Source organism: Alishewanella tabrizica (genome assembly GCF_014652375.1).
Taxonomy (GTDB): Bacteria; Pseudomonadota; Gammaproteobacteria; order Enterobacterales; family Alteromonadaceae; genus Alishewanella; species Alishewanella tabrizica.
Genome location: NZ_BMYR01000011.1, coordinates 1 through 26995, shown reverse-complemented (window position 1 = coordinate 26995; position 26995 = coordinate 1). Strand labels below are relative to the sequence as shown.

Genomic DNA, 26995 nt, shown 5'->3' with positions numbered 1-26995 from the left:
TGGCTGATTATGCTAATACGTTGCGAGCATGCGATTAAACCCCATTTATTAATAAATGTAATTATTTTGTTTTAGCTAATTGACAAATGAATTCATTTGCATACACTGAGTGAAATAGCAGCAGTTGTTTAAATAAAGGCCAGCGTATGACGACTAAAACGGTACCTTTTAGCGCTCGGATCAGTGTAGATGACGCTGAGTTTATCAGCACTCTCTCTTATGATGGGGCCTACACACCGTCTGATAAGTTACGGGCTTTATTAGCAGAAACGCGTCAAAAATACGCCAGTTTTGATGATTACGCTGCAAATTTAGAACAGATGAGCGAATGGATGAATAAGCTTAGTCGCGCTGTTTTACTAAGACAACAACAACTGAATGTGCGAATAGAAACGGTAAACCGCTTACTAGCACATTTGCCTGAGCTTCTCGCCCAACTGCAAACGCTGGGGGCTCGCAGTAAAACCTTAAACATCCGAGAGCTACAACAAGCAGAGCAACAAATTACGCAACAAGTGTTAAATATTGTGTCATCTATTTTGCCTTTAGTGGTTACTCAGCCACAAAACGTTGCAGAACAAGATGGCCTTTTAAAATTAGCTGAGTTAATTATTCAGCATCGTCTGGCAGTACAAGGAGCACAGGTATGAGTGAAAGTATTACCCGCCGGGTCGCCCGGTTAGTCAGTGGCAGTGTGAATGCGTTGGTCGATGCGGTAGAGAATAGCGCACCCGGTACAGTAATGGAGCAAGCTATTCGCGAGCTTGATAATGCGATTGCGGATACACGCACCGAGCTGGGACAGCAAGTTGCACAAAAACATTTAGCCAGTAAAAAGTTAATGGAAGAAAACAGCCGTTATGATTTGTTGCTGGAGCAGCTACAAATTGCGGTGGCTAATGGGCGCGATGACTTAGCTGAAGTTGGTATTGCAGAACAAATGGATATTGAAGCACGTATTCCAGTATTAGAGGCATCTATTGCTGACTGTGCCGCGCGTGAAAAAGAGTTAGAAGGATTTATTCAGGCATTACAAGCAAAGAAACGTGAAATGCGTGCAGAATTGCAGGCGTTCATTAACGCTCAACAAGCTAAAGCCGCCGCAGGAAGTCTTGCCGCAACAGCACGAAAAGACTCAGCTGAACAAAAAGCTGAGCAAGCGGCAGAGGCTTTTGGACGGATTTTGGAGCGAAACTCGGGCATAGCTGGCCGTGATACCCATTTTACAAATGCAGGTAAATTAGCAGAGTTAGAAGAGTTAAGCCGAAAAAATCGGGTAGCAGAGCGTCTTGCGGCGTTAAAAGCAGGCAAAAACTAATGTGGCAGATATTGCTCAGCAGTGAAAATCTGGTGTTCAGTATTGCGCTTATGCTGATGCTTTTAATTGGCGTGTTAGAGCTAGTTGCCGTGATGTTTGGCACGAGTATGACTACCTCTATTGAGAGTGTGCTGCCTGAAGTGGAGTTAACTCCGCATTCTGAAGTTGGACAACTGGATGCCGACAGTGCACTCAGCCGGTTCTTTGGTTGGTTGCGTATTGGTGAAGTGCCACTGTTGATGCTGCTGGTTGTATTTCTGTTAAGTTTTGGCCTAATAGGATTACTTTTACAAAGTATGTTACATAGCTTGCTTGGTAGCATGGCGCCAGCTTGGTTCGCTGTGCCTTGTGTGTTTATGCTCAGCTTACCCGTGTTAAGGCTAGGCAGTGGCATGTTACACCACGTGATGCCAAAAGATGAAACCACTGCAGTAAGCAGCGATAGCCTGCTCGGGCGGATTGCTATAATCACTTTAGGTACTGCTCGCAAAGATTATGCAGCAGAAGCAAAAGTAAAAGATCAGCATGGTTATCAGCATTATGTGCAAGTTGAACCTGATAACCCTTTAGATGTGTTTCAACAAGGTGCCGAGGTGCTGTTATTGACCCGGCAAGGTGGCGTTTACAAAGCGATAAAAAACCAGAATCCCCATTTAAGTGAAACAAACCACTAACGCGTTTGTGTAACGGAACTAAAAACATAACAAGGAGGCATTATGCCCTTAGAAAATTTTTCACATATTTTGATTGTTGCAGGTGCCGTATTGGTGGCCCTGATTATCTTAGGGATGATCTTAGCCCGATTATATAAGCGTGCTACCAAGGAAATTTCCTTTGTGCGTACTGGGTTTAGGGGTGAAAAAGTCATTATGAATGGAGGGGCTATCGTCCTGCCTGTTCTACACGAGATTATCCCTGTTAATATGAATACACTTCGCTTAGAAGTCCGTCGTGCGGCTGAGCAAGCTTTGATTACCCGAGATCGGATGCGAGCGGATGTGACGGCCGAGTTTTACGTAAGAGTAAAACCCACGGTAGATTCTATAGCTAATGCGGCGCAGACACTCGGTTTAAAAACGATGAATCCACAAGAGCTTAAAGAGCTTGTCGAAGGTAAATTTGTCGATGCGTTGCGTTCAGTTGCTGCTGAAATGGCAATGGAAGAGTTACATGAAAAACGCGTAGATTTTGTGCAGAAAGTACAGCACGTGGTATCAGAAGATCTGCTAAAAAATGGCTTGGAATTAGAGTCAGTGTCATTAACGGGATTAGATCAGACCGCATTTGAACATTTTAACCCGCAAAATGCCTTCGATGCTGAGGGTTTAACGAAGCTCACTCAAGCAATTGAGTCTCGCCGTAAAATTCGAAATGATATTGAACAAGAAACGGATTTAGCGATAAAGACTAAAAACTTGGAAGCTGAACGCGCTAAGTTACAAATATCTCGAGAAGAAGAGTACGCTAAATTAGAGCAAGAGCGTGAAGTGTCAATTCGTCGGGCTTCGCAAATGGCTGAAATTGCCCGTGAACAAGCAGAAAAAAAACGTGAAGCAGAAGAAGCACAGATTGCAGCTCAGCGGGAGATTGATTTAAAACGGATTAATTCTGAGCGTGATATTGAAAACGAAACTATCCAAAAAGAACGCGCAGTGCGTGAAATGGAGATCGCCAAGCAACGTGCAGTAGAACAAGCTGAAATTGAACGGCAGAAGGCGATTGAATTGGCTTCGCAGGAAAAAGCGATAGCGGTTGCAGAAAAATCTCGCTCAGAGTCTGAAGCCAAAGCAGAAGCAGATAAAGCGCGTGCTTTAGCCGTAAGACAAGAAGAGGGCGTGTTAACCGTTCGCCAAACAGAGCAAGCTGAACGGGCAAAACAAGTCGATCTTATTATGGCGCGTCAGTTAGCGGAAAAAGAGGCCATTCAATTGGTGGTGTCGGCTGAAGCAGAGAAAAAAGCGGCCGAGGATCAAGCAGAAGCCATGCGGGTAGCCGCCCAAGGTGAAGCTGACAAAGAGCGTTTGTCGGCACGTGGTAAAGCCGATGCTGAATTACTGTTAGCAGATGCGAAGGCCAGATCATATCAAGTTGAAGCTGAAGGCAAAAAAGCCATAAATGCTGCGGCGAATATGCTATCGGCTGAGCAAATTGCGATGCAGGTTCGACTAGCATTAATCGAAAACTTGCCAGAGATTATCGCGCAAAGCGTTAAACCTATGGAGCAAATTAGCGATATTAAGATTTTACAAGTGAATGGCATTGGTGGCACGGGCAGTGCGGGTGGTGGTAGCCTTGAGGGCGCCGAAGGCGGTGGTTCGTTGGCCGATCAAGTGGTGAACAGTGCCTTACGCTATCGGGCGCAAGCACCCATATTAGATTCTCTGTTATCTGAGATTGGCTTAAAAGCAGGTGACATCAATGGTATTGCTGATGCGGTTAAAAAGCCTTTATAACCACTAGCTAACCATTAGCAATTAAAATACTTAGGCAGCTTAGGCTGCCTTTTCATTTTCGCGTGCTTGTATCGGCCAAACTGCAAGCCGATGCTGTTGTTCTGCAAAATGATATAAGGAAAGGCTACCATCCCCTTGCTCTATCAATGCCGTGCAGCTATCTATCCAATCACCATCATTACAGTAGATGATGTCATCTTCAATCACCAGCTCAGGATGATGAATATGCCCACAAACGATGCCATCATAACCGCCTTTTTTAGCTTTTTTTATGGCTGCCCGTCGATAACGCGCAATTGCATGCAGTGCACCAGGGACTCGACTTTTAATATAAGCGGCGAGACTAAAATAATGTCCACCAAATAAACGTCTAACCCGGTTATACCAGCGATTAAGAAACAGTAGAACGTCATATAAGTTGTCGCCAAGCCAGCTTTGAAAGCGACCAAAACAGATTTCTTTATCAAGCTCATCGCCATGTATCAGCAGGAGTTTTTTACCTTGCGCCGTTGTATGGTTAGCCCGTAATGCTATCTGAATATTACCGAAGCTTTTGCCTTTATAAAGCCGTAATGCTTCATCGTGGTTACCTGGCACATAAATGACATCCACGCCTTGTTCTGCTTTTTGCAGTAAGCATTGCAACACTTTATTGTGGGCTGCAGGCCAATGCAGCTGCTTTTGCATCGACCAAAAATCGACAATATCGCCCAATAGAAAGATTTTTTCAGCTCGGCTTTGTGTTAAAAAGCTTAACAAATAATCAGCTTGGCAGTCTTTACAGCCCAGATGAACATCAGAAATAAAGATAGTGCGACAGCTTAGCATGGTAGAGGCCCTTTACCGATTTCTCAGGACCTAGCTTGGGCTGTCGATATGACCTTCATATGACAAAACGTTGACGTTTTATTGATCCATTGCTTAGGGAACAGGTGGGTATGACAACTGAGTCACTAAGAATTCGGGAATTCGGGTATTAAGCCAAAACTGAGGCTTTAGCGGGTGTTTACCAAAAACAAATCCGACATGTCCACCGTGCTGGCACAGTTGATAATCAATGTAAGGGCTCAGATCGCCAGGCTTTGGAATAACCGCATCACTTAAAAATGGATCATCTTTGGCGTGAATGATGAGCGTAGGTATGCGGATATGCTGCAAAAACGCCATACCACTGGCACGTTGATAATAGTCTTGCGCATTCAAGAAGCCATGGATAGGGGCGGTGTAGTATTCATCAAATTCAGCAATACTGCGAATACGGTTAACAAGAGTAGCTGTTAACGGGAGTGGGAAATTAGGATGATTTGCTAGCTTTTGCAAGGTGGCGTTTTTTAACCGTTTTAGCAAGTATCGTTGGTAAATTTTGCTGCTACCTTGGTTTATGCGTGTTGCGCAAGCCGCTAAAGACAAGGGGGGGCAGACTGCAACCGCGGCGCGAAGTGGGTTATGCGCTGCTTGTTCACCACAATATTTGACGAGCACGTTCGCGCCGAGTGAAAAACCTACCGCGCACAGAGGCATTGTTGGAAAACGCTGTTGTAGCAACGAGATCACTTCGGCAAGATCTGTGGTATCACCGCTATGATAGGCTCTGGCTAACTTGTTAGGCTGCCCATTACAGCCGCGGAAATGCATAAGTACACAGGGCAAGCCTTGTTGTTTTAATGCTGTTATCACGCCCTGAATATAATGACTATGAATATCACCTGCTAAGCCATGAAGTAACAGCACCAGTGGCCGCTTTTCCTCTACGGTGAGTGTTTCACTCCAGTTAAGTTGTAGATGATCACCATCACTGAGCGTAACCAATTCTGGCTCAGTGATTAAGGTTGGTTTTGGACTAAGGTATTTGGCAAAAATGGTTTGTAAATGCGCATTGCGCAGCCACCAAGGGGCGCTGAAGGTAGAACGGGGTGCGGTACTGCTGAGGTCTGCTTGCAAAAAGTGTCGTCCTGATAAAGAATGAGGTTAGGTTTATTCAATCTGGACGCTTATGCACAGACGTCAATTTATTCTCGCAGGCTTAGCCATAGCCGGCACGGCTGCTTTGGGCGTGCCCCTTTGGCATTATAGCGTGAGTGCACAGCCGGATAATAGAGCCTTAGTATTTTCTGCTATTCTTCCTGCGTTATTATATGGCGCGCTACCTGCAGACGACACTGCTGCAGCGGCAGCTTTGCAGCGAACAGAACAAGCTTTACATGATTTTATTCCTTACTTACCTAAACGTCAGCAGCAAGAGTTGGATCAACTCATTAATGCCTTGGCGCACAGAGTAAGTCGTTTGGCGATCACCGGATATTGGGTCACTGTACAAGAGTTAACGATAAATGCGCGTTTACAGATGCTACAGCGTTGGCGGGAAAGTTATTTAGTTATATTACAGCAGGCTTATCACGGTTTACGTGAGCTGTTATACGGTGCGTTTTATGGACAGCCAGAACATTGGCAAAACCTTAATTATACTGCGCCGAGGTTTCGATGATCGCTAGCAATCACATTGATGCCAGTACGTTACAAGAGGATCAGCATTTTGCTGCAGATATTGTGATTGTTGGCACCGGGGCGGGAGGCGGTATTGCCGCTGAGCTATTTGCGAAAGCGGGTTTTAATGTATTACTAATGGAAGAAGGTGCCTGGTATCAGCGCGAACATTTCGTGATGGAGGAGCGTTGGGCTTACCCGCAACTTTATCAGGAGGGTGCTGCACGTAAAACCCGTGATCAATCGATTAGTATTCTTCAGGGACGTACGGTGGGGGGATCTACTACAGTAAATTGGACCACCTCTATTCGTACACCTGAGCCTACTTTAGCGTATTGGCAAAGTGAGTTCGGGCTTAACTTTAGTGCTGAGCATAACCTTACGCCCTTTTTTGAATTAGCAGAGCAGCGACTACATATTCAGGCGTGGCCAGTACCACCTAATCCAAATAATGCGAAGTTACAGCAAGGTTGTGAAGCACTGGGTTGGGAATATTCAGTCATTAATCGAAATGTAAATGGTTGTGCCAACTTAGGTTATTGTGGCATGGGCTGTCCCATTAATGCCAAACAATCCATGTTAGTGAGTACCATTCCAGAGGCAATGCGTTTGGGCGCAACCTTGATTTCTCGTATTTCTGTACGCCGCATACTTTGGCGGCAAGATCAGGTGATAGGATTAGTTGCGGTACCCGTCGATCAGTATTTTCAACCCCGTGCGGATATTCAACTTACCATCAGCGCTAAGCATTATATTCTGGCAGCAGGCGCTATTGGTTCACCAGCGCTCCTATTACGCTCTAATGTCCCAAATCCATCAGGTCGTTTAGGAAAACACACCTACTTACATCCAACAGTGATTTCCGGTGCGATCTTTGCTGAGCAGATCAATGGTCATCATGGTGCGCCCCAATCTATTTATTCTGATCAGTTTGTATGGCCAAAAGCGCGTGAGGAAATAGGTTATAAACTCGAAGTGCCGCCTATCCATCCGGTTTTAATGGCAACCAAGTTAGTCGGTATGGCTGAACAACACGCAAGCTTAATGCAGCAATTTAATCAATTACAAGTCACTATTGCCTTGTTACGCGATGGTTTTCATCCTGAAAGCCAAGGTGGGACAGTGCATTTAGATTCGGCAGGACAGCCCGTGCTAGATTATCCATTAACAGCGTATTTATGGGCTGGAATGCGGCGGGCGTTGCTGTCTATGGCGGAGTTACAATTTGCCGCTGGCGCGTTACAGGTTATGCCAATTAATCATCAGGCACAGGCTTATCGCAGTTGGTCTGAAGCCAAAGCTGCGATTGCTGAGCTGCCCTTAGTGCCATTACAGCAAACGGTTGTGTCGGCGCATGTTATGGGAGGGTGTAATATGGCGGCATCAGCAGATAATGGAGTAGTGGATAGTGAGGGGCGACATTTTCAACTGGAGAATTTATCGATTTTTGATGGCTCGATACTGCCCACTAGTTTGGGAGCGAATCCTCAATTAACCATTTTTGGGTTGGTTTGGCGTAACTGCCAGCGTTTAATTGCGCAACTTAACCTCTAATGCTAAGTGAGGTGTAAGCTATAAATAATCGTATAACATGCTTGTTTGTTTTTGACGGTATGGCCGCATTTATAGCATGAATTTACTGGTTTACTGTTAGGCTAATATGATTTTAAATATTGCAGAGAGTTGTCATGCCTGAATCGATATACTCGGCATTAGGTGAATATGTTGATTTGCTGCTGGATGCCGTGTGTGCGGTAGACAAAGCAGGACGTTTTGAATTTTTGAGTCGTGGGGCAGAGCGAATTTTTGGTTATCCCGCTGCAGAAATGCTTGGCAAAAGTATGTTAAGTTTTGTGCACCCGGCAGATCGCGCAAAAACGCTTGACGCTGCAAACGCGATTAATGCGGGTCATATCAGGCTAGATTTCGAGAATCGTTATATTCGTAAAGATGGACAAATTGTTCATTTACTGTGGTCTGCACGCTGGTCTGCGGATAAACAACAGCGTGTTGCTGTAGCGCGCGATATCACTAAACTGAAGCACGCAGAAGCCCGGCAGCGTGCACTTTATGCTATTTCTGAAGCCGCGTTTGCTGCCGAGAACTTACAAGCCTTATACGAACAATTATTAAAAATTGTACAACAACTTATGCCTGTTAGCAGTTTTGTTATTGCGCGCTTAGCACCACAGGGTGAATTACACTTGCCTTTTCAACATTTACCCAGCGCAACAGAATCACACTTAATGGCGGCCACTCAATTTTGTTTAGGTTTATTAGCACGAAATGCTATAAGTCCCAGCATACTCCCTACAGCAATTACCGAGCCATCAACGTGGATGGGGGTAGTATTAAATTCTCATAATACAATTTTAGGGGTTTTAGCGGTACAACTTGATGATTCTGCGATGGAACAAGCTGATGCCGATTTACTCGAGTTTGTTGGTCAGCACATTGCTACCGCCATAGAGCGGAAAGAGTTATTAGCGCGCTTGCATCGTGCCGCGTTATACGATGATTTGACGCGTTTACCAAAACGCGAGTTATTTTATGATCGTTGTCGCCAAGCGTTATCGGGCTTAGAAAGAACTCAACAGACCCTAGCAATCCTCTATATTGATCTTGATGGCTTTAAACCAGTTAATGATCAATATGGACATGCAGCGGGCGATAGCTTGTTGCAACAAATAGCTCAACGTTTGCAGCAACGAACTCGACAGACTGACACCGTAGCACGTTTTGGTGGCGATGAATTTGTAGTATTACTAACGCAGATGGATGCCGCGCCGATGGTTTCTGCCATTGCCGAAGAAATCCGACTTAGTTTAAATGTGCCATTTTTGCTTAATACGCAAGCCATTACCATAACACCTAGTATTGGTATTGCGCTGTGTTCAACAGCTAGCTGCTCGATTGAAACGCTATTAGAAAACGCCGATAATGCTATGTATAAAGCTAAAAAACAGGGCGGGAATTGTATTATCTTTGCCTAAGTTGTTGGCCAAGTTGTTCAAAATAGCGCAACCATAATGTTGATAATTGAGTTGTAAGCTTTGCGTTTGGGTAAATGCCCGCTTCTGCCGCTGAGCTTTTCAGTGTGCCAGCTACTAAAAAATGATTTTTCAGTGTCTGGCTCTGGACCACTTTTTCAAAGGCTCTGGCCGCCATCTCCTCGGGCAAGGCTAGATAAAGCCGCGCTGCGGTATTGTCTAATTGCTGGCAATGCCAAAAAAAATCACTTGGTGCAGACTTATCATCCGCTAGAAGTAGGGTGCTAAATGCGCTTTCGAGCAGAACATTGAGTGGGTGTGGTTTGATGGTGGCATGGTTTAACCATAAACGGCTGGCAAACATACCGCTGGGGGTTGGGGCAGTAAACATTTTATCCGCAATGTAATGATCAAAGGCGTGAAACCATTCATGTGCCAGACTTCCCGCTCCGGCATTTTTAGCCAAGGCTAGGATGCGTCCTTTGGGTTGATAAAAGGCACAGACACCAGGTTGACCACCAATACCAAATGTCAGCGCTAAGCTGCCTCTTAATGAGATCACCTCCGCGGGGACATTTAAAATACACTGTAGATCCGCAAAAGCATCAAAAAAAAGGTTTGCCGCAAGTTGCTGTTCTGCTGCGCTGACCCAGCGGCCAACATGGATACTATTAAAACCAAATATCTTAACCAAGTCAGCAAAGCTAACATCGGCACCACTGCGATGTGGGGGGCCGTTACGATAAAATTGGCGTTGTATTCTGGGGCGTTGCTGCATGCGAATATAGTAGCGAGTTAATACCTAGCACTGCAACAAAAAAGCGGGCCATTATGCTCGGAGTAACACAACAGCCCGCAGACCTGATCATAAAGCATTATTCAGCTGGATTACGCTTATTATGCGGTCCAGCTTACTATGCTAAGTCTGTTCGATGAGATAACACTTTTACCTGTTGTGATTAAGCACTTAAACTATCAAAGATTCTTAAAAACGTGGGTTGCTGCCGAATAGCTAATGGCATTCTTAAGCGTCTTGCTAAGTCTTGGGCATGGATCAAACCTCTGATCTGATGATTATCACGATCAACCACTAAGCAATACTGTTCACCATTTGATTGCAGCGTATTAATCACATCAGCAATCGTACAATTTTGTAATTGTTGATAAGCTAAGGCTTTTACGTTATCGCGAGGACGCATTAAATCTCTTACTTTAATATTGTGTCGATTTTCACCTTGGATAACTTGACGCATAATGGCTTGTTCAGACAGTTGATCAATATGCACTAAACCCGTCATTTCCTCATCCGCATTAACCACAAGCTTTAGTTGGCAATGTTCTTGTTGCATCATTTCTAACGCACTTGCGGCAGAGGTATTACCTTCGATAATGGTAGGTTGACTGTGTTTAAAGTCAGATACCACACTTAAGGCGGGACTGTTCAGTGTTGTTTCAGCGTAATCAGCAGGTTGTACCAATTGGTCAACAGCATCTAAATTGAATAAGGCTAATTTTTTCATAATAAGATCCACATATATTGAGCACGCAGAGGCCGTGCGAGAAAGAAAATAAAATTTAAAAAATGGTATGTGTGATCAGATAGCGGGGGGCGCTCTTGCCGAGTTTGGGCTGCTCGAGAAAGATAACCAAGGCGAGCTATAAATGGGAATGATTAAGTCGTTAAGGTTAATTTTAGTTTTGGGGTGAAAAGATAACGTTGCGTCAGGCTCATCAGGCTCATGATCAGCCGCAGTGCTAGTACCATGACTGCTGCCCGTGGCTTGCGATTGCACCGCTTGAAACTGACTATCTGCTAGTGGGGATAACCTTTGATCATGCGAAGTACCCAAGTCTGTTGTCACCAACAGGCTTAAGTATAAAAACGCAATGATCAGGTTTAAAACGCGCATGAATCAGTTACTGCATATAGTTTGATCTGAATCAATAATGACCACTCTATTACAAAACTACAAGGGCTTATAAAAAATAAATTTAAAGCGTCAACAAACCAACATCTAAACCGTGAAATGCTGTATTTGCTGCTCTTCCATGTTGTTTAATCAATGTTTGCTCCCTTTTGCATATCAAGGGCTAACGCTTCTGCTACTCGAATACCATCGATGGCTGCAGATAAAATACCACCCGCGTAACCTGCGCCTTCTCCTGCTGGATACAGTCCTTTTACATTGATGCTTTGAAAATCGATCCCGCGTTTAATACAAATAGGCGACGATGTGCGCGTTTCAACTGCGGTTAGTAGACCATCTGCTTTGGCAAAGCCACGAATTTGTTGCTCAAAAGCGGGGATAGCTTCTCGAATTGCGGCTGTAGCAAACTCAGGTAATAGCGATGTTAAATCGGTGAGAGTAATGCCAGGGGTATATGAAGGTTTCACATCACCTAATTCAGCTGATGATTCCCCTTTTAGGAAATCGCCTATAAGCTGAGCTGGCGCGCGATAATCTTTGCCTCCCAGTTCAAAAGCAGCTTGCTCCAAAGCCCGTTGTAATTCAATACCGGCCAAGGGATGCCCTGGGTAATCTTGTTCAGGATGAATGCCTACCACAATTGCGCTGTTAGCGTTACGCTCGTGTCTTGAGTATTGACTCATACCATTTGTAACTACGCCGCCTGTTTCAGACGCTGCAGCAACGACGGTACCGCCAGGACACATACAAAAACTATAAACGGTACGACCATTTTTACAATGATGCACCAGTTTATAATCGGCTGCGCCTAAAATAGCATTACCCGCATTGGGGCCCCAGCGACAGGCGTCTACCATTGACTGTTCATGTTCTATTCGAAATCCAACCGAAAACGGTTTAGCTTCAATATAGACACCTGCATCATACAGCATATGGAAGGTATCGCGGGCACTGTGGCCGACGGCCAGAACAAGATGTTGGCAAGACAACACTTCACCATTATTTAAAGTCACGCCAGTGAGTTGACCTTCGTTAATATGCAGTTGATCTACACGGCTACTGAAGCGAATTTCACCACCGAGGGCGATAATGTTAGCGCGCATTTTCTCAACCATCGAAACCAGTTTGTAGGTGCCAATGTGTGGCTTGCTGACATACAAGATTTCCTCGGGCGCGCCAGCAGTAACAAATTCATGTAATACTTTACGGCCGTAGTGTTTTGGATCTTTAACTTGGCTATAGAGCTTACCATCTGAAAACGTGCCTGCGCCGCCTTCGCCATATTGGACGTTCGATTCAGGATTAAGCGCTTGTCCTCGCCAAAATCCAAAGGTATCTTTGGTACGTTCCCGAACGGCTTTACCACGTTCTAAGATAATCGGTTTAAAGCCCATTTGCGCGAGTATTAATCCGGCAAAAAGACCGCATGGGCCTAGCCCAACAACGATGGGTCTGCTTTTTAAATGCGATGGCGCTTGGGTGACAAACTTATAGCGAGTATCCGGAGCAAGATTAACATGTGGATCTTTGGCAAAACGCCTTAAGAGGTGTGCTTCATCCTGTACTTCAACATCCAATGTATAAATCAACTGAATATCCGTTTTTTTGCGCGCGTCAATACCGCGTTTAAAAACCGTGTAACTTACTAAATTACTTTCATCGATAGCAAGCTTTGACAAGATGGCTGCTTTTAGCTCAGCTGATTCATCTTGATGATGTAAAGGTAATTTAATTTCAGTTAAACGCAGCATAACAGAGTAATCCAATGGTTTTGATTGAGAAGGTGCACGCCAGAGATCTGACTAAAACACTATTTTACGTGATCTTGCTGCTGCTGTCCGTAGTCGAATGCGTTTCTCAGTTGTTTTTCACGTCCGCTTCAGTATGATCGCTATCTATGATGTTGGCGCATTGCTTACTATAACGGCGAAGTTTAATGGTGTGGCATGCTGCGGAATGGGAGAGGAAAATTATGGCCTTTGTGGTAGCTGAAAATTGTATCAAGTGTAAATACACGGATTGTGTTGCCGTTTGTCCCGTGGATGCTTTTTTTGAAGGACCTAACTTTTTAGCCATTAGCCCAGTTATCTGCATCGATTGTGGGTTGTGTGAACCAGAGTGCCCAGCGCAAGCTATTTTTCAGGAAAACCAAGTACCTGCAGGGCAAGAAGCCTTTATCGGCTTAAATGCCGAGCTAGCATTATTATGGCCTAATATTCGTGAAGTTAAACCGGCACCCGCCGATGCGGATGCCTGGAACGGTATAGCCGATAAATTACCTTATTTAGAGACGTAAGCTGGAGGCTTTTTAAGGTGTCTCGTCTTCTGCGTGACGTACTTTGTAGGTAAAGTACACGGCGTAAAAAACGCACAATCCAATCACAATGGCTAATCCACTAAATGAAATAAAAATAATGGGATCATTTAAAAACTCATGCCAAATGTTCATATCCTTCTCCTGTTAGTGCAACGTTTCTGGCAGTGTAAGTCACGTTACAAAAGAGAGGCATGATTTAGATCACGTTTTAGACAGTATGTGTTTTCAGTATGACCAGAGCTTGACGTAGATCAACGATGTCGTCAGTTAATGTTTTTGCTGTAGCTGATTCCAAGGTATCTGAATAGTGTTCTAAATTGTAAGGTTGTACCTGAGGTCGAAAGTGTAAGCTTTGGCAAATAAGATGTTGTTCAACGCTTTCAGCAACCAATTCACAATTTAATAAACTCTCTTTCAGTAAACGATGTTGTTCTGTGGAGATGGGGAGGTCAGTCAGGCGCCCCCGGCAATGACGTAATGTTTGTGTTAGCTGGAGATTTACTGTCTGTAAGGATACCAAGGCCGATGGCAACGAGGCGGGTACCACTTGCCAGGCTAAGTATTCCGCATAGCAAAGTGCCAGCAGCACATTAACGTTTGCTTGATATTCATTTTGCCAACGTAAGCACACGGTTTTTACATTCGGGTAAAACGTTAAGCTGAACTGCCAAAACGACTCGCTATTGAGCCGAAGTGGCACTGCGTCAAGTGTATTATCCAATGTGTAATGCATTTTAGCCCGCTGATTCCCAGAATTGTTGGCTGGTTGTCTCAAGCTGTTCTTGTGCAGCAAACCACTGGTCTTCAATAGTCGCTAAGGCGCTACTGGCTTGGTTTTGTTCGGCCAAAAGGGCGGTTAAACGCGTTTTATGTTCAGCTTCGTAAAGTGTCGCATCGGCCATTTTTAGCTCAAGCTGCGCCAGTTGTGAGGTTAATTGTTGCTGTTGCAGTTCAAGTTGCTCAATTTGCTTTTTCAATGGTCGTAACAGATTTCGCAATTCAGCTTCTAATCTTTTTTGATCTTTGCGCTGACCAGCGCTGTTGCCACTGCTAGAGGTGACATCTACTAAATTGGCCTGTGCCTGACGGGCATCGTTTTGTAACCATTGATAATAGTCTTGTAAATCACCATCAAATGGCGCCACTTTACCATGCGCCACCAAGTAAAACTCATCTGTGGTACTACTTAGTAAATGGCGATCATGCGACACAATCACGATTGCTCCTGCAAAATCTTGCAGAGCCATGACAATTGCTTCGCGCATATCTAAATCAAGATGGTTCGTTGGCTCATCTAATAACAATAAATTAGGGCGTTGATACACTAACAGGGCTAGTACTAAGCGCGCTTTTTCGCCGCCAGAAAAAGGGGCACAAGCTTCAAGGGCTTTATCGCCATGAAAACCAAACCCCCCCAGAAAGTCCCGAAGTTTTTGTTCTGGTACAAGTGGATCTAATCTAACTAAATGCTGCAGTGGCGAATCTTGTGGTCTTAAAGTTTCTAACTGATGCTGAGCAAAATAGCCAAGGCTAACGCCGTTGGCATACCAAACTTCACCGCTTCTTGGTGCTAATTCGCCAGACAACAGCTTTATTAACGTCGATTTACCAGCGCCATTTCGTCCGAGTAACCCGATTCGGCTTCCCGGTAATAATTGAAAATTAATATTACTTAAAATGGTTTTGTCGGCATACCCAGCTTGTACATCGTCCATTTTTAATAAAGGATTTGGTAAAGACTTTGGTTCACGGAAACTAAAGCTAAAAGGAGAATCTACATGCGCTGGCGCCAAGATCGTCATGCGTTCTAGGGCTTTAATCCGGCTTTGTGCCTGTCTAGCTTTAGTAGCTTGCGCTTTAAAACGGTCAATAAACTGTTGTAAATGCGCAACTTGGCGTTGTTGCTTTTCGAAATTAGCTTGGTGCTGCGATAATTGTTCAGCTCGTTGACGTTCAAATTGGCTATAGTTGCCTTTGTAAAGTGTGAGGATCTGCCGTTCAATATGCACGGTATTGTCAGTCACTGCATCTAAAAAATCCCGATCATGGCTAATGAGTAATAATGTACCGGGATAATTGCTGAGATATTTTTCTAGCCAAAGCACAGCGTCCAAATCAAGGTGATTAGTGGGTTCATCTAAGAGGAGCAAATCAGCTGGTTTCATTAAGGCTTTGGCTAAGTTCATTCGCATACGCCATCCACCTGAAAAGGATTTCACGGGTAAATTCTGCGTTTCGCCACTAAAGCCTAAGCCCGCGAGTAACGTACCGGCTTTGGCTTCAGCTCGGTAACCGTCTAGCGCCTCTATTTGCTGATGTATTGCTGCAAGATCACTCTCGCTACATTGGTTGCGTGCTTTTAAGAGCAATGGGAATAATGTTTCGTCACCTTGTAACACATAATCCAAGGCTGAGCAGTCAAGTGCAGGCGTTTCTTGTGCAACGGTTGCAACTACCCAAGCGGATGGCAGGTTTACATTACCGGTATCTGCATGCAGTTTACCTTGTAGCAAGGCAAATAAACTGGACTTACCGCAGCCATTAGCGCCGACAATTCCCACCTTTTGCCCTGGAAATACGGTAAGATCTGCGCCACTAAATAGTGCATTAATACCGCGGCGTAACTCAACCTGTTGTAGCTGGATCATGTTTTTCCCTGTGACAGTGAACTAAGCCAGCAATTTTACGCTATATCCCCAATAAGCCAAGGGCTGTGAAAGAAATTCACACTCGGTTTTCAGAACTAGCGAAGAGGTCAACATGACACAACGGAAAAAGAAACGTTTTATTGCAGGTGCCAGTTGCCCAGAATGTAAAACAACAGACACCATGAGTTTGTTTTTTGAAAACAACATTGAGAAAGTTGAATGTGTCAGTTGTGGTTACCAAATGTCACAGCCCGAGCCACAAGTCGTGCAATCAACGCGCAGCAAAGAAATGGTGATTGGGGTATTTAAACCTGAGTAGTAGTTAGTAATGAGGCGGTAGAGGTTCTTCCTCTGGCCGCAAAATACCACTTTCCTCGGGTAACTGGCGGAGTTTTTCTGCGAGCAGAATAATCTGCCGTTGCAATTGTTCAATACGCTTTTGATGTGCTAACAGCTCTTGGTGCAAGCTGTTGACGGTATCTTCCTGAAAAGCAATTTTACTCTCCAGTTCAATTAAATGAAGCTGTATTTCATTGTTATCAATGGTCATGGGTAATTTTCCATACTTCGGCTAGGCCACTGGAGCTTTCGCTTATTATACGCGTAGCGTCAAGAAAAGCGACTGCATGAACGACGGCGCTGGCAGGGCGGCTACCGACCCTAGGAGCAACACGCCAACGTTGAAGTTCTTTACCGCTTGCAACATCCCATAACACTAAGTTACGTGTAGGTGCCCCAGTTAATAAGTATTTGCCGTCATCACTAAAGCGTACAGCACTAAAAATTTGTTGCCGCGCCGTCATTTGCAGTTGGCTAACCCGTTCACCTGTTTGAATATTCCAAATTTGAGCCAATTGTTGACTGTCTGCGGTGAAGGCAAAGCGTCCTTGTGGATCGAGAGCCACTTTTGTAACTCGGCTTGGATGTGTGAAACTATATAAAATTTGTGCGGTCTGAGTATCCCAGAGATAGGCATTGTAGTCATTGCTACCGGTAAGGGCATAACGGCCATTAGGCGACATAGCGACACTGTTGATGCGCTCGGTATGGCCTAAAAAATCAAGGCGTCTGCCACTGCTAAGCGTGATGTGCTGCACCGTGTTATCACTTTTACCTAACAGTAAATGAGCGCCTTGGTTAGATACGGCAATATCTCGGATAGTGAATTGATCAGTTTGCCAAAAGCCAACGTTTGCACCATCGGCTGTGCGCCAGAGCGCAAAGGTATCTTGATCGGCGGTCAATACATGGCTGTTATCGTCGCTCAGTGCTAGGTTAAATACTAAATTGTCATCAGCGTCTTTGTGACGCCATTGATAAAGTAAAGCATTTTGTTGTAAATCCCAAAAGGCAACACCATCTGTTATTGAAGACACGACAGCGAACTGGGCATTCGATGAAATCGCCGCAGCATAGCTAACATTTGCAACGTGTTGCCATTGTGCAACAGGCTGAGTCTCTACTTTACTGCAAGAACTTAGCAATAAACTCAGGAAAAGCACAGGATATTTCATCTTGGGTGTTAACCTCATCCGTACAAAGCGGTAGTATAGCTAAGCCAACTGACCTTTATTAAATCATACTTTAGCAGTTAACCTGCTAAACTTTGGAGAAAAGAATGCGTTTAAAAACCAAACTTACCCTTGTTGCTGTAGCGTTATTAACGCTGAGTGCTTGTAACAAAACAGAAAAAGTAGAACCGGCACCGGTGTTAGATACGGAGCAGGCCAAGCAGGCATACAGTTTAGGTGTTTCTGCAGGTCGTTATTTACAAAGTACTGTTGAAGAATATAGCAAAATTACTGTCGATTTGAAGGCCGACTTGATTTTACGTGGCGTCCAAGACGGTATTGCTGGTAAGTCAGAGTTGTCAGAAGAAGACATTCAGCAACTACTTACTGCATTAGATGAAACATATCGTAATGAGCAAACTAAGTTAGCAGAAGCAGCAGCGGCCTCTGCTAAAGCGGCTGGCGATGCCTTTTTAGCTGAAAATGCTAAAAAAGAAGGGGTGATAGTTACTGAGTCTGGTTTACAGTACGAAGTGGTCCAAGCTGCAGAAGGTGCCAAACCTGCAGCTACCGACACTGTCAAAGTGCATTACACGGGCAAATTAACTGATGGCACGGTGTTTGACAGTTCAGTTGAGCGTGGTGAACCAATTGAGTTCCCATTAAACCGAGTTATCCCTGGTTGGACTGAAGGTGTGCAATTAATGAGCGTGGGTTCTAAGTTCCGCTTTACCATTCCGGCGGAGTTAGCTTACGGTGATCGTGATATGGGAACTATTCCACCAAACAGCGTATTAGTGTTTGATGTTGAATTATTGGATGTAGTAAAAGCCGAATAATGTTGAATTATCGGCATTAAAAAAGCGGCTTCGGCCGCTTTTTTATCAAACACGCTGTTTATTCAACCTTGCATATTAGGCCGGTGTTATATTGTCTTTGTGTTTAATATAGAGCGTCTCAATCAATCTGTCTTCTAAAGCAAATCGTTCTTCTAATGCTTGACCTAGCGCCGACAAATCATTGTCGAAGGTCCCGCTTTTACGAGTGCTTAAATGTTCAGCATAGTTATCATTAAATGCGAGCGCTAAATCGGTAGACACCGCGATTTTTGGATAAAGGTTGTCAGCCAGTGAACGGCTATTAGTACCGTTGATTGCACACTGCATAACAATACGCTCGTAAACTTCAAAGTGCCCAGCAGATAAATAATCCATGAGCAGTTGGCAGAACTCTTTAATCTTTTGTTGAGATGGCATGGTGTGGCGATCTTTTTCGAATGGTGGCAAGCCAGCCAAACGACAATAGTTAACGATGAGTTGTTGCCGTTCATCTAACCAATGATCAATAGCGGATAGGCTGCCGCCCCATTTTTCTTGCGCCTGCTGTACGCGGGTGTACATTAGCTTCTCCTTAGATGCAGCGAACTTTCTGCAATACTGTCTAATTAAAAGAATTTCTTGCAAAAGATCAACCGTTTTTTTATTGGTCTGCTCAGTAAACGTCAGTATGATAGCAAAATTTTACGTAATTTATCAGGATGCGCACTATCAATGATTAAACATAGCCTAACGCTTACTGCTGCCGAACACGGATATTGGTTCATCGTTAGTCAAGGGCGTATTTTTTTATACGACGATGAGAGTGTACCTTGTTGTGCATTAAATGCGTTGCCTTTTCCAGTAAAAGAGTCACAAATTAGTTGGATAGGTACATACAATCAACAAGATTGCTATTTAGTTGTCTTTGATGATCGTGTAACAGATGCGCAGCAATGGCACACTCCAAGAAGTTTATTACCTGTTGGGGAAGCATTGTTTCAGCTTGCCGCACGGGCAACGCAAGTCGCGTTATTTTTTCAGACGCACCGATTTTGTGGTCAGTGCGGCAGCAAGATGCATTTAGTTAACTGGGAATTGGCAGCTCTGTGTCCCAAATGCGGCCATCGTTGCTATCCCCGAATTGCGCCTTGCGTGTTGGTGGCGGTGCTGAAGGGAGATGAAATTTTATTAGCCCGCTCCAGTCGTCATAAAGCGGGTTTCTTCTCGATTCTGGCCGGTTTTGTTGAATCAGCGGAAACATTAGAACAAGCAGCAATCCGTGAAGTTAAAGAAGAGGTGGGGGTTGATATTAACAACTTGCGTTATATTGCGAGTCAACCTTGGCCATTCCCGCATTCTTTGATGACGGGATTTATTGCCGACTACGTGGCAGGGGATATAGTTTGTCAACCGCATGAGATTGCGGAGGCGTACTGGTACAAGTTAGACGATTTACCAGAAACACCTAGCCAACATACCTTGTCAGGGCAATTAATTGCATTAGCAAAAACATTACAGAATTCAAAATAAAAAAGCCACAAAACGTGGCTTCAAATTTGGAACTCATGGTCTCGTTAAACGAGCTTCTAACGTGTTTTATCTTTACTAGCGCCCTTAGTTTATAACAGATACATTTCGTTGAAACAAGAGTCCATTTTAAAAAAATGAACTTAAGCTGAATTCCCTTTTAAATCTTGTCGCGCGCTGAGTCAGACATTTTGAGTAGGACATAGAGCTTAGCGTGGTTAGATGCTAATATAAGCCGAAATAAAGCAAGGCAGAAAACTTATGCAATTAAAGAATGATCGTTATCTCAGAGCACTACTTCGGCAACCTGTAGACCAAACGCCTGTATGGATGATGCGCCAAGCCGGCAGGTATTTACCCGAATACCGCGCAACGCGAGCTGTTGCAGGTGATTTTATGTCGCTGTGCAAAAATCCTGAGTTAGCTTGTGAAGTTACTTTACAGCCGTTACGTCGTTATCCATTAGATGCGGCTATCTTGTTTAGCGATATTTTGACAATTCCTGATGCTATGGGCCTTGGATTAACCTTTGGCGTCGGTGAAGGCCCGAGGTTCAGTAAGCCGATCCGTGACTTTATGGATGTGGTGCATTTGCCGGTACCCGATCCTGAGCAAGAGCTGCGGTATGTTATGGATGCTGTTCGTACCATACGTCGTGAGCTCGCAGGGAGTGTGCCATTAATTGGTTTTTCAGGCAGTCCATGGACCTTAGCAACTTATATGGTTGAAGGCAGTGGTAGTAAAACCTTTAGCGTCATTAAAAAAATGATGTACAGCGAGCCAGAAATCTTACATATGCTGTTAGATAAGCTGGCGCAAAGTGTCACCTTGTATTTAAATGCGCAAATTGCGGCAGGGGCACAAGCTGTGATGATTTTTGACACTTGGGGTGGCGTATTAACACCAAGAGATTATAAAGAATACTCGCTAAGCTATATGCAGACGATTATTAACGGGCTGACGCGTGAAGCTGACGGCCGTAAAGTCCCTGTAACGTTGTTTACGAAAAATGGCGGTCAGTGGTTAGAGTTAATGGCTGCAACAGGCTGTGATGGTTTAGGCGTGGATTGGACAACGGATATTGGTCAGGCTCGGGCACGAGTTGGCGATAAAGTTGCCTTGCAAGGTAACATGGATCCTTCAGTACTATTAGGTTCGCCAGAACGTATTAGACAAGAAGTACAAACCATTTTGGATGGTTTTGGACAAGGCAGTGGACATGTTTTTAATCTTGGCCATGGTATTACGCCAGATGTTGATCCTGAACATGCAGGGGTATTTATTGAAGCCGTGCAAGATTTTAGCCGTACTTACCATATGAATACGGAATTAGAGTCTGAGTAACACAGCAACAAATTAGAGAGTAAGACGTAAGCTACTGCGCGTCTTACTCTCTAGGCATCTGACAAAAATATTATCCATTAAAATAAGCGGTTTAAACCATTCAATGCCGCTACACGGTAAGCTTCTGCCATAGTGGGATAGTTAAAGGTGGTATGTACAAAATAGTTAAGATTATTGCCACCATTTTTTTGCATCATAATCGCTTGGCCGATATGCACAATTTCAGCCGCACGCTCACCAAAACAGTGTATACCTAAAATTTCTAGTGTATCCCGATGAAACAAAAGTTTTAGACTGCCCGCACTTGTATTAGCAATTTGTGCCCTTGCTAAATGTTTAAATTGCGCACGACCGACTTCATAGGGGATTTTCGCTGCAGTTAATTCTTGCTCTGTTTTACCAACGGATGACATCTCAGGAATGGTGTAAATGCCTGCTGGGATATCAGCAATTAAATGTCCATCCAAATTACCTTTAACAATAGCTTCTCCTGCCAGTCGCCCTTGGTCATAGGCTGCGCTTGCCAAACTTGGATAACCAATTACGTCGCCCACGGCATAGATATTTTCTATTGTTGTTTGATATTTACCATTTACTTTAAGTAACCCACGACCATCTGCTTCAAGCCCTACGTTGGCTAATGCCAGCATATCGGTATTACCAGTACGGCCATTGGCAAATAAAAAGCAATCTGCTTTCATTTTTTTGCCAGATTGTAGATGCAGAATAACGCCATCATCGCGACCTTCAATGTGCGAAAACTCCTCGCCATGCCGAATCGTCATGCCTGAATTCCAAAAATGGTAGCTGAGTGAGTCGGAGATTTCTGCATCCATAAAAGAGAGCAATCGATCACGGGTGTTAACCAAATCTACCCGTACACCAAGTCCCCGAAAAATAGAGGCATATTCGCAGCCAATTACACCTGCACCAAAAATAATAATATGCCGCGGATCGTGCTCCAGTGACAATATGGTATCACTGTCGTAAATTCGTGGATGAGTAAAGTCAACATGTGCTGGGCGATAAGGTCTTGAACCTGTTGCGATCACAATAGTTTCTGCACTTAATATATAGTGACTACCGTCAGGATTGGTAATTTCAAGATGGTGAGCGTCGACAAAACGTGCTTCGCCTTGATAAATTTTCACTAAGTTGCGATCGTAAAAACCTGTTCTTAAGCGTACTTGTTTACGAATCACCCCTGCAGCATGTTTTAGAATTTGCGAGAAGGTCAGCCCTTTCATTTGTTCTTCTACTTGAAAGAGCGGATTTTCATTAAATTCGATTAAACGGCTAACAGAGTGACGTAACGCCTTAGATGGTATGGTACCCCAATGCGTACAGCCGCCGCCTACCGCATGATAGCGTTCTATCGCAGCGACAGTTTTCCCACTTTTAGCCAGGTACATTGCGGCACCCTCACCACCGGGTCCTGTACCTATAACAATGGCGTCATAATCATATTTAGGTTGCTTGCTGACTGATTTCGCTGTCACGGCGCGGCCTTCTCATACTGATGTAATGTTTAATTTAGCATAACAGGTATCAGAGACAAAAAAAGAGGCAAAGCCTCTTTTTTGAAAAACGTTAATCTAGCAAGAGATTAATTAAAAGCTGCGGTTAAGCGTTGCCAATGATTTTGTTGTTGTTGTAAATGCTGCTTTAATTCTTGATAACGCAGAGCGAAATCAGACGCATGATACTGATCAATTAAGGCTGCCCGTTTTTGCTGAAGCAGTTCTTTCTTAACCTGATAGTATTCTTGAAGCTTAGCGACAAGTAACTGATATTCTTGTTCCAGCAATTGTAAAAGTTGTTCAGAGTTTGGCAGTAGTTTTGCTTTTTCCTGAGCACGTATTAATTGCATTTTAGCAATTGCTTGCGCAATTCGATCCTCCGGTACTACCCGAAGGTTATAAGTCAGTTTTAGCCAAGAACAGGATTTGATTAACCATTTAGTCGGATCAAATTGCCACCATTTAATCCCATTCCGATAGTCATATTCAAAAATATGATGGTAGTTATGATAACCTTCGCCGTAAGTCAAGAAGGCTAAAAAGCCATTATCTCTGGCACTATTTTGATCGGTGTAGGGCTGTTTACCCCAGATGTGAGCCAGTGAATTTATAAAAAAAGTAAAATGATGGCTTAACACAAGTCTCAATACACCCACGCTTAACAACATGCCCCAAATACTGCCTACAAGATAACCCAGTAACAGGGGTATACCTAAGTTAGTCAATAATGCTAAGACCAGGTAGTGTTTATGTTGGAAAGCTAAAATCGGATTTTTTTGCAGATCTCGGACATTGTTATAATCGTGGTAACTATCACCTTGATAATCTCGTAACATCCAACCAATATGGCTAAACCAAAAGCCACGGCTGGCAGAATAGGGATCTTTATCGTTTTTATCTACATGGCGGTGATGATCGCGATGATCTGATGCCCAATGAATAACGCTATTCTGCAGTGCAAATGCACCACCAATGGCAAAAACCCACTGTAGAAACGGATGAGCATCATATGTTTTGTGTGACCATAAACGATGATAGCCGGCGGTAATAGAAATACCGCAATACCCCATACATATAATTGCGGCAATAATTTCTACTGCAGTAAATCCGGTTGTCAGGGCATAATAGGGTACTGCGATAGCAGCGAGTAAAAAGGTTGAACTGAATAACAGTACGTTAGTCCAGATAATGGGATGTTTTTTCATGAAACCACACTTTGAGCTTACACCTGTTCGCTAATTTACCGAGCCCACCGCGGCAGGTCAAGGTAAATCGGTGAGATAATAGTCTAACAACACTTAGAATAGGATGCCAAGTGAGTAGAGCAGAACAAAAAGAGCGCACCCGACAGGCGATTATTAATGCGGCATTTTCACAACTCAGTGCTGAAAAGGGGTTTGCCAGTTTAAGTTTACGCGAAGTTGCCCGCGAGGCTGGAATTGCACCAACCTCTTTTTATCGACATTTTGCTGATATGGACGAGTTAGGTCTTACTTTAGTTGATGAGGCTGGCTTAATGTTGCGTCAGTTAATGCGGCAGGCTCGGCTTAGAATAGAAAAGAATGGCAGTGTAATTAATACATCGGTAGAAACGTTTATGGAGTTTGTTGCGGACAATAGTAATGTCTTCCGTCTATTGCTGCGAGAGCGTTCGGGTACCTCTGCTGCATTTAGGGCTGCGGTGGCACGAGAGATACAACATTTTTCAGCTGAGCTCGCACATTACTTACGTAAGCAAACCGATTGTAAAGCTGAGCAAGCGCAATTGCAGGCTGAAGCTATGGTGACTTTAGTCTTCCATACTGGTGCGGATGCACTTGATGCACCAAAAGAGCATTATGCACACCTTACACGCAGAACTGTATTACAGTTGCGCTGGCTAGCACATGGTGCTGCCAGCTATGGTCGGAAAATTAGCAGTTAAACATTTCGCTTACGTAACCATATTCCAGTCTCAATATGATGTGTATAGGGGAATTGATCAAATAGCGCTAAGTCTGCCACATCGTGCGTTACTGCTAGCGTAGCGAGATTCGTTGCAAGTGTCTCAGGATTGCATGATATGTATATAATGTCGTCAAATTGACTAACTAGCGCTAAAGTGGCGGGATCTAATCCTGCTCTTGGCGGATCGACTAAAACGGTATTCAATTTTAAAGCGTTTAGATCCAGATGTTTTAAGTGGTTTCCCTCTTTAAACGCGCTGGCCACATCTTCGGCAGACATCTGTAATACGTCGACGTTGGTAATATTATTTAGTGATATGTTGTATTCAGCAGACTTAATGGAGCTACGAGCCAGTTCAGTTGCGATAATACGGTTAAAGTATGGTGCTAGTGCCAGTGAAAAATTACCATTACCACAATATAACTCCAGTAGATCTCCTTGCAGTGATTGAGCTGCACGCGCAGCCCAATTAAGCATGAGTTGATTCACCCCAGCATTGGGTTGCGTAAAACTGCTTTCAACCTGCTGATAATGCAGCACCTGTTGGTTTACCGTAAAGTTCTCGATAACAAAATCATCTGAGATAACCACTTTCTGCTTGCGAGAACGACCAATAAAACGAACATTAACGATGGGGCGTAATTTTTGTGTTAACTCGGTTGCGGCGTTAATCCAACTTTCATCTAATTTGTGTTTGTAGATCATACTGATCAATAGCTCACCTGTGGTGGTGGCTAAGTAATCAACTTGATAAAGCTTATAACGCAAGGTGTGATTAAACTGGATGTGCTGTAGTAGTACCGGCATAAAATCGGCAATTAATTTACAAGCAACAGGAAAATAATCTATTCGAACAGGTTTACGTGTTTCAGGATCAAACATGGCGTGATAGATATCATCGCCATCATGCCAGATACGGAATTCAGCGCGTTGCCGAAAGTGCGCATCTTGAGAGCGGAATAGTTCGGGGGTCTTTGAAGTTACTCCAATGAGTAGCTGTGATAAGCGGTTTGCTTTCTCAGCTAATTGTGTTTCGTATTGAGAGGGATGAACCTGACCTATAGACATGAGATTCTCTGCTTTTCTCTAAAACCTGCATTTTATGCTGTTTTAGCCAGATCGACAAATCTCACCTTTCCATTATTGTAGCGTTATGAGGGTCATGTACTGTTAAAGAAGATTAATGCGGCGAAGAGTCAATTCCTGAAACTATCCACCGCATTAAATTTGCCTGCTTTATTCAGCAGGCTGATTTTCTTCGTCTTGACGCTCACGAGCTTCACGTACTTTTAAAGTGCGTTCTTGAAATTCAAAGTCATTAAGCTTTGCAATCATTTTGCTAGCATCACTGCTAGCAACTTCTACAAAGCCGAACCCACGACGACGGCCTGTTTGCCGATCTTTCATTAAACGAACATTAATAACAGTACCAAACCGAGAGAAAAGTTCTTTAACAACTTCTTCATTTGCTCTGTAGGGCAAATTGCCTACATATAATGTCGCTGATTCACCATTAAAAGCATCAGTCATGGTGTCGTTTGTAATGGTGCCTACTACTTCAGTACGTTGTTTTAAATCAACTACGATAGGAACCAAAATACCGCAAGTTAAGATGCCGGCCGTAAAAGCCCAAGCAGCAGAGAGAGGAAGGGTTAATAAGAAAGAAAATAGAACAAAAGCGATTGCAGCGAGGGCAATAGTAAAAGGTAGTGATACGCGCAAAGTTGATGACATAATAAATTCCTGCAGCTAAACCAAAAGAGATTATTCTTATATAAAAGCTATTCTATCTTAACGATTATTTTGTGAACAGCCAACAACTAAAATCTAGCATGATCATAATAAAAAGACATATTTTTGTACAAAACGAGGCTTTAATAAGCAACTAGCATCAAAAGTGCTATTTTTTACATAAAACCTATTGCGCCATTTCTAAAACGCCCTATAATGCGCGCCATGCCACGGGGCACTGCGCTTCACCAGAAACATAGCAGTAGCCGAATGATAAAGCGAGTTGCAAAAATCTTTAAAAAGACGCTTGACAGCAAGTTTAAAATCACTAAAATGGCCGCCTCGCTTCAGGGTGCTAACGAAAGCCTCGAAAAGCGAAGTGAAGTTAAAAAGAGTCGAACGTGACGAAGAGTTTTAAAAAAGAATCTTCCTCACGCTTGACTTAAAATCTGGGAAGTG

General features: G+C 43.8%; 29 protein-coding genes. 13 read left to right on the top strand and 16 right to left on the bottom strand.

Translation table 11 applies throughout. The features are described 5' to 3' along the window. The first annotated feature begins 146 nt into the window (after nt 1–146). Genes IE070_RS13055 through IE070_RS13040 form a run of 4 tightly spaced genes read left to right on the top strand, consistent with a single transcriptional unit; the run spans nt 147 to nt 3771 of the window. Nucleotides 147–650: a hypothetical protein gene (locus IE070_RS13055; RefSeq protein WP_189483640.1), complete on the top strand. Its 504-nt coding sequence runs from the start codon at nt 147–149 to the stop codon at nt 648–650. Next, nucleotides 647–1318, top strand: a complete 672-nt coding sequence (locus tag IE070_RS13050) for a PspA/IM30 family protein (RefSeq protein WP_189483639.1) — start codon at nt 647–649, stop codon at nt 1316–1318. The genes IE070_RS13055 and IE070_RS13050 overlap by 4 nt, the downstream gene beginning before the upstream one ends. Further along, nucleotides 1318–1992 (top strand): YqiJ family protein, encoded by a 675-nt coding sequence (locus tag IE070_RS13045; RefSeq protein ID WP_189483638.1) that lies wholly within the window; start codon nt 1318–1320, stop codon nt 1990–1992. The genes IE070_RS13050 and IE070_RS13045 overlap by 1 nt, the downstream gene beginning before the upstream one ends. 42 nt (nt 1993–2034) lie before the next feature. After that, nucleotides 2035–3771 carry a flotillin family protein gene (locus tag IE070_RS13040; protein WP_189483637.1) on the top strand — a complete coding sequence of 579 codons (1737 nt, stop codon included), beginning with the start codon at nt 2035–2037 and terminating at the stop codon, nt 3769–3771. Between the two features lie 39 nt (nt 3772–3810). Here IE070_RS13040 and IE070_RS13035 read toward each other — a convergent pair whose 3' ends face one another. Together IE070_RS13035 and IE070_RS13030 are read right to left on the bottom strand one after the other, a co-directional pair. Continuing rightward, nucleotides 3811–4599 (bottom strand): UDP-2,3-diacylglucosamine diphosphatase, encoded by a 789-nt coding sequence (locus IE070_RS13035; RefSeq protein WP_189483636.1) that lies wholly within the window; start codon nt 4597–4599, stop codon nt 3811–3813. 93 nt (nt 4600–4692) lie between these two features. Beyond that, nucleotides 4693–5712: a hydrolase gene (locus tag IE070_RS13030; RefSeq protein ID WP_189483635.1), complete on the bottom strand. Its 1020-nt coding sequence runs from the start codon at nt 5710–5712 to the stop codon at nt 4693–4695. 52 nt (nt 5713–5764) lie between these two features. Between IE070_RS13030 and IE070_RS13025 the strand changes: the two genes are divergently transcribed. From IE070_RS13025 to IE070_RS13015, 3 genes are all read left to right on the top strand, one after another. Next, entirely contained in the window at nt 5765–6256 is a 492-nt protein-coding gene (locus tag IE070_RS13025; RefSeq protein ID WP_189483634.1) for a hypothetical protein, read from the top strand. After that, nucleotides 6253–7809: a GMC family oxidoreductase gene (locus tag IE070_RS13020; RefSeq protein ID WP_189483633.1), complete on the top strand. Its 1557-nt coding sequence runs from the start codon at nt 6253–6255 to the stop codon at nt 7807–7809. Before IE070_RS13025 ends, IE070_RS13020 begins: the two co-directional genes overlap by 4 nt. Nucleotides 7810–7943: 134 nt before the next feature. Beyond that, entirely contained in the window at nt 7944–9248 is a 1305-nt protein-coding gene (locus tag IE070_RS13015) for a diguanylate cyclase domain-containing protein (RefSeq protein ID WP_189483632.1), read from the top strand. Here the strand turns inward: IE070_RS13015 and IE070_RS13010 are convergent. From IE070_RS13010 to IE070_RS12995, 4 genes are all read right to left on the bottom strand, one after another. Next, nucleotides 9235–10023, bottom strand: a complete 789-nt coding sequence (locus IE070_RS13010; protein WP_189483631.1) for a CLCA_X family protein — start codon at nt 10021–10023, stop codon at nt 9235–9237. The genes IE070_RS13015 and IE070_RS13010 overlap by 14 nt on opposite strands. A 181-nt stretch (nt 10024–10204) precedes the next feature. Next, nucleotides 10205–10765: a CBS domain-containing protein gene (locus IE070_RS13005; RefSeq protein WP_189483630.1), complete on the bottom strand. Its 561-nt coding sequence runs from the start codon at nt 10763–10765 to the stop codon at nt 10205–10207. 75 nt (nt 10766–10840) lie between these two features. Beyond that, nucleotides 10841–11155 (bottom strand): hypothetical protein, encoded by a 315-nt coding sequence (locus tag IE070_RS13000; RefSeq protein ID WP_189483629.1) that lies wholly within the window; start codon nt 11153–11155, stop codon nt 10841–10843. Nucleotides 11156–11301: 146 nt separating this feature from the next. Further along, entirely contained in the window at nt 11302–12924 is a 1623-nt protein-coding gene (locus tag IE070_RS12995) for an NAD(P)/FAD-dependent oxidoreductase (RefSeq protein WP_189483628.1), read from the bottom strand. 221 nt (nt 12925–13145) lie between these two features. Here IE070_RS12995 and fdxA point away from each other — a divergent pair, with 221 nt between their 5' ends. Next, complete coding sequence (gene fdxA, locus IE070_RS12990) at nt 13146–13469, top strand: ferredoxin FdxA (protein WP_189483627.1); 324 nt, start codon at nt 13146–13148, stop codon at nt 13467–13469. Nucleotides 13470–13481: 12 nt separating this feature from the next. Here the strand turns inward: fdxA and IE070_RS12985 are convergent, their stop codons facing one another. The 3 genes from IE070_RS12985 to IE070_RS12975 form a co-directional block, all read right to left on the bottom strand. Further along, the gene (locus IE070_RS12985) at nt 13482–13622 is read right to left on the bottom strand and encodes a DUF3149 domain-containing protein (protein ID WP_189483626.1); all 141 of its coding nucleotides are present in this window, start codon (nt 13620–13622) and stop codon (nt 13482–13484) included. 76 nt (nt 13623–13698) lie between these two features. After that, nucleotides 13699–14223 (bottom strand): DUF2390 domain-containing protein, encoded by a 525-nt coding sequence (locus tag IE070_RS12980; protein WP_189483625.1) that lies wholly within the window; start codon nt 14221–14223, stop codon nt 13699–13701. Nucleotide 14224: 1 nt separating this feature from the next. Next, nucleotides 14225–16138, bottom strand: coding sequence for an ATP-binding cassette domain-containing protein (locus IE070_RS12975; RefSeq protein WP_189483624.1), 1914 nt, complete (start codon nt 16136–16138; stop codon nt 14225–14227). Nucleotides 16139–16250: 112 nt separating this feature from the next. Here IE070_RS12975 and IE070_RS12970 point away from each other — a divergent pair, with 112 nt between their 5' ends. Next, nucleotides 16251–16457: a YheV family putative zinc ribbon protein gene (locus IE070_RS12970; RefSeq protein WP_189483623.1), complete on the top strand. Its 207-nt coding sequence runs from the start codon at nt 16251–16253 to the stop codon at nt 16455–16457. Between the two features lie 3 nt (nt 16458–16460). Here IE070_RS12970 and IE070_RS12965 read toward each other — a convergent pair whose 3' ends face one another. Together IE070_RS12965 and IE070_RS12960 are read right to left on the bottom strand one after the other, a co-directional pair. Beyond that, nucleotides 16461–16688 carry a SlyX family protein gene (locus IE070_RS12965; RefSeq protein ID WP_189483622.1) on the bottom strand — a complete coding sequence of 76 codons (228 nt, stop codon included), beginning with the start codon at nt 16686–16688 and terminating at the stop codon, nt 16461–16463. Continuing rightward, on the bottom strand, nt 16678–17652 hold the full coding sequence (locus IE070_RS12960; RefSeq protein ID WP_189483621.1) for a WD40 repeat domain-containing protein: 975 nt from the start codon (nt 17650–17652) through the stop codon (nt 16678–16680). The genes IE070_RS12965 and IE070_RS12960 overlap by 11 nt, the downstream gene beginning before the upstream one ends. A 104-nt stretch (nt 17653–17756) precedes the next feature. Here IE070_RS12960 and fkpA point away from each other — a divergent pair, with 104 nt between their 5' ends. Then, on the top strand, nt 17757–18488 hold the full coding sequence (gene fkpA / locus IE070_RS12955; protein WP_189483620.1) for an FKBP-type peptidyl-prolyl cis-trans isomerase: 732 nt from the start codon (nt 17757–17759) through the stop codon (nt 18486–18488). A gap of 75 nt (nt 18489–18563) precedes the next feature. Here the strand turns inward: fkpA and rsd are convergent, their stop codons facing one another. After that, the gene (gene rsd, locus IE070_RS12950) at nt 18564–19049 is read right to left on the bottom strand and encodes a sigma D regulator (protein ID WP_189483619.1); all 486 of its coding nucleotides are present in this window, start codon (nt 19047–19049) and stop codon (nt 18564–18566) included. Between the two features lie 150 nt (nt 19050–19199). On the opposite strand from rsd, the gene nudC reads away from it, so the two are divergent. Together nudC and hemE are read left to right on the top strand one after the other, a co-directional pair. Continuing rightward, on the top strand, nt 19200–19997 hold the full coding sequence (gene nudC, locus IE070_RS12945; RefSeq protein WP_189483618.1) for an NAD(+) diphosphatase: 798 nt from the start codon (nt 19200–19202) through the stop codon (nt 19995–19997). A 258-nt stretch (nt 19998–20255) separates the two neighbouring features. Beyond that, nucleotides 20256–21338, top strand: coding sequence for a uroporphyrinogen decarboxylase (gene hemE, locus IE070_RS12940; RefSeq protein ID WP_189483617.1), 1083 nt, complete (start codon nt 20256–20258; stop codon nt 21336–21338). Nucleotides 21339–21415: 77 nt separating this feature from the next. Here the strand turns inward: hemE and sthA are convergent, their stop codons facing one another. Together sthA and IE070_RS12930 are read right to left on the bottom strand one after the other, a co-directional pair. Then, entirely contained in the window at nt 21416–22837 is a 1422-nt protein-coding gene (gene sthA / locus IE070_RS12935; RefSeq protein WP_189483616.1) for a Si-specific NAD(P)(+) transhydrogenase, read from the bottom strand. Between the two features lie 107 nt (nt 22838–22944). Further along, complete coding sequence (locus IE070_RS12930; RefSeq protein ID WP_189483615.1) at nt 22945–24063, bottom strand: acyl-CoA desaturase; 1119 nt, start codon at nt 24061–24063, stop codon at nt 22945–22947. A 110-nt stretch (nt 24064–24173) separates the two neighbouring features. Between IE070_RS12930 and fabR the strand changes: the two genes are divergently transcribed. After that, nucleotides 24174–24782 carry an HTH-type transcriptional repressor FabR gene (gene fabR, locus IE070_RS12925; protein WP_189483614.1) on the top strand — a complete coding sequence of 203 codons (609 nt, stop codon included), beginning with the start codon at nt 24174–24176 and terminating at the stop codon, nt 24780–24782. Here fabR and trmA read toward each other — a convergent pair. Together trmA and IE070_RS12915 are read right to left on the bottom strand one after the other, a co-directional pair. Next, a complete protein-coding gene (trmA, locus tag IE070_RS12920) occupies nt 24779–25873 on the bottom strand; it encodes a tRNA (uridine(54)-C5)-methyltransferase TrmA (protein ID WP_189483613.1) in 1095 nt (364 codons plus the stop codon). The two genes, fabR and trmA, sit on opposite strands and share 4 nt — an antisense overlap. Before the next feature lie 168 nt (nt 25874–26041). Then, nucleotides 26042–26539 carry an RNA recognition motif domain-containing protein gene (locus tag IE070_RS12915; RefSeq protein ID WP_189483612.1) on the bottom strand — a complete coding sequence of 166 codons (498 nt, stop codon included), beginning with the start codon at nt 26537–26539 and terminating at the stop codon, nt 26042–26044. Between the last annotated feature and the right edge of the window lie 456 nt (nt 26540–26995).

Coding starts and splice junctions, on each gene's coding strand:
- IE070_RS13055 (WP_189483640.1), top strand. CDS start 147: ATGACGACTAAAACGGTACCTTTTAGCGCTCGGATCAGTGTAGATGAC.
- IE070_RS13050 (WP_189483639.1), top strand. CDS start 647: ATGAGTGAAAGTATTACCCGCCGGGTCGCCCGGTTAGTCAGTGGCAGT.
- IE070_RS13045 (WP_189483638.1), top strand. CDS start 1,318: ATGTGGCAGATATTGCTCAGCAGTGAAAATCTGGTGTTCAGTATTGCG.
- IE070_RS13040 (WP_189483637.1), top strand. CDS start 2,035: ATGCCCTTAGAAAATTTTTCACATATTTTGATTGTTGCAGGTGCCGTA.
- IE070_RS13035 (WP_189483636.1), bottom strand. CDS start 4,599: ATGCTAAGCTGTCGCACTATCTTTATTTCTGATGTTCATCTGGGCTGT.
- IE070_RS13025 (WP_189483634.1), top strand. CDS start 5,765: ATGCACAGACGTCAATTTATTCTCGCAGGCTTAGCCATAGCCGGCACG.
- IE070_RS13020 (WP_189483633.1), top strand. CDS start 6,253: ATGATCGCTAGCAATCACATTGATGCCAGTACGTTACAAGAGGATCAG.
- IE070_RS13015 (WP_189483632.1), top strand. CDS start 7,944: ATGCCTGAATCGATATACTCGGCATTAGGTGAATATGTTGATTTGCTG.
- IE070_RS13010 (WP_189483631.1), bottom strand. CDS start 10,023: ATGCAGCAACGCCCCAGAATACAACGCCAATTTTATCGTAACGGCCCC.
- IE070_RS13005 (WP_189483630.1), bottom strand. CDS start 10,765: ATGAAAAAATTAGCCTTATTCAATTTAGATGCTGTTGACCAATTGGTA.
- IE070_RS13000 (WP_189483629.1), bottom strand. CDS start 11,155: ATGCGCGTTTTAAACCTGATCATTGCGTTTTTATACTTAAGCCTGTTG.
- IE070_RS12995 (WP_189483628.1), bottom strand. CDS start 12,924: ATGCTGCGTTTAACTGAAATTAAATTACCTTTACATCATCAAGATGAA.
- fdxA (WP_189483627.1), top strand. CDS start 13,146: ATGGCCTTTGTGGTAGCTGAAAATTGTATCAAGTGTAAATACACGGAT.
- IE070_RS12985 (WP_189483626.1), bottom strand. CDS start 13,622: ATGAACATTTGGCATGAGTTTTTAAATGATCCCATTATTTTTATTTCA.
- IE070_RS12980 (WP_189483625.1), bottom strand. CDS start 14,223: ATGCATTACACATTGGATAATACACTTGACGCAGTGCCACTTCGGCTC.
- IE070_RS12975 (WP_189483624.1), bottom strand. CDS start 16,138: ATGATCCAGCTACAACAGGTTGAGTTACGCCGCGGTATTAATGCACTA.
- IE070_RS12970 (WP_189483623.1), top strand. CDS start 16,251: ATGACACAACGGAAAAAGAAACGTTTTATTGCAGGTGCCAGTTGCCCA.
- IE070_RS12965 (WP_189483622.1), bottom strand. CDS start 16,688: ATGACCATTGATAACAATGAAATACAGCTTCATTTAATTGAACTGGAG.
- IE070_RS12960 (WP_189483621.1), bottom strand. CDS start 17,652: ATGAAATATCCTGTGCTTTTCCTGAGTTTATTGCTAAGTTCTTGCAGT.
- fkpA (WP_189483620.1), top strand. CDS start 17,757: ATGCGTTTAAAAACCAAACTTACCCTTGTTGCTGTAGCGTTATTAACG.
- rsd (WP_189483619.1), bottom strand. CDS start 19,049: ATGTACACCCGCGTACAGCAGGCGCAAGAAAAATGGGGCGGCAGCCTA.
- nudC (WP_189483618.1), top strand. CDS start 19,200: ATGATTAAACATAGCCTAACGCTTACTGCTGCCGAACACGGATATTGG.
- hemE (WP_189483617.1), top strand. CDS start 20,256: ATGCAATTAAAGAATGATCGTTATCTCAGAGCACTACTTCGGCAACCT.
- IE070_RS12930 (WP_189483615.1), bottom strand. CDS start 24,063: ATGAAAAAACATCCCATTATCTGGACTAACGTACTGTTATTCAGTTCA.
- trmA (WP_189483613.1), bottom strand. CDS start 25,873: ATGTCTATAGGTCAGGTTCATCCCTCTCAATACGAAACACAATTAGCT.
- IE070_RS12915 (WP_189483612.1), bottom strand. CDS start 26,539: ATGTCATCAACTTTGCGCGTATCACTACCTTTTACTATTGCCCTCGCT.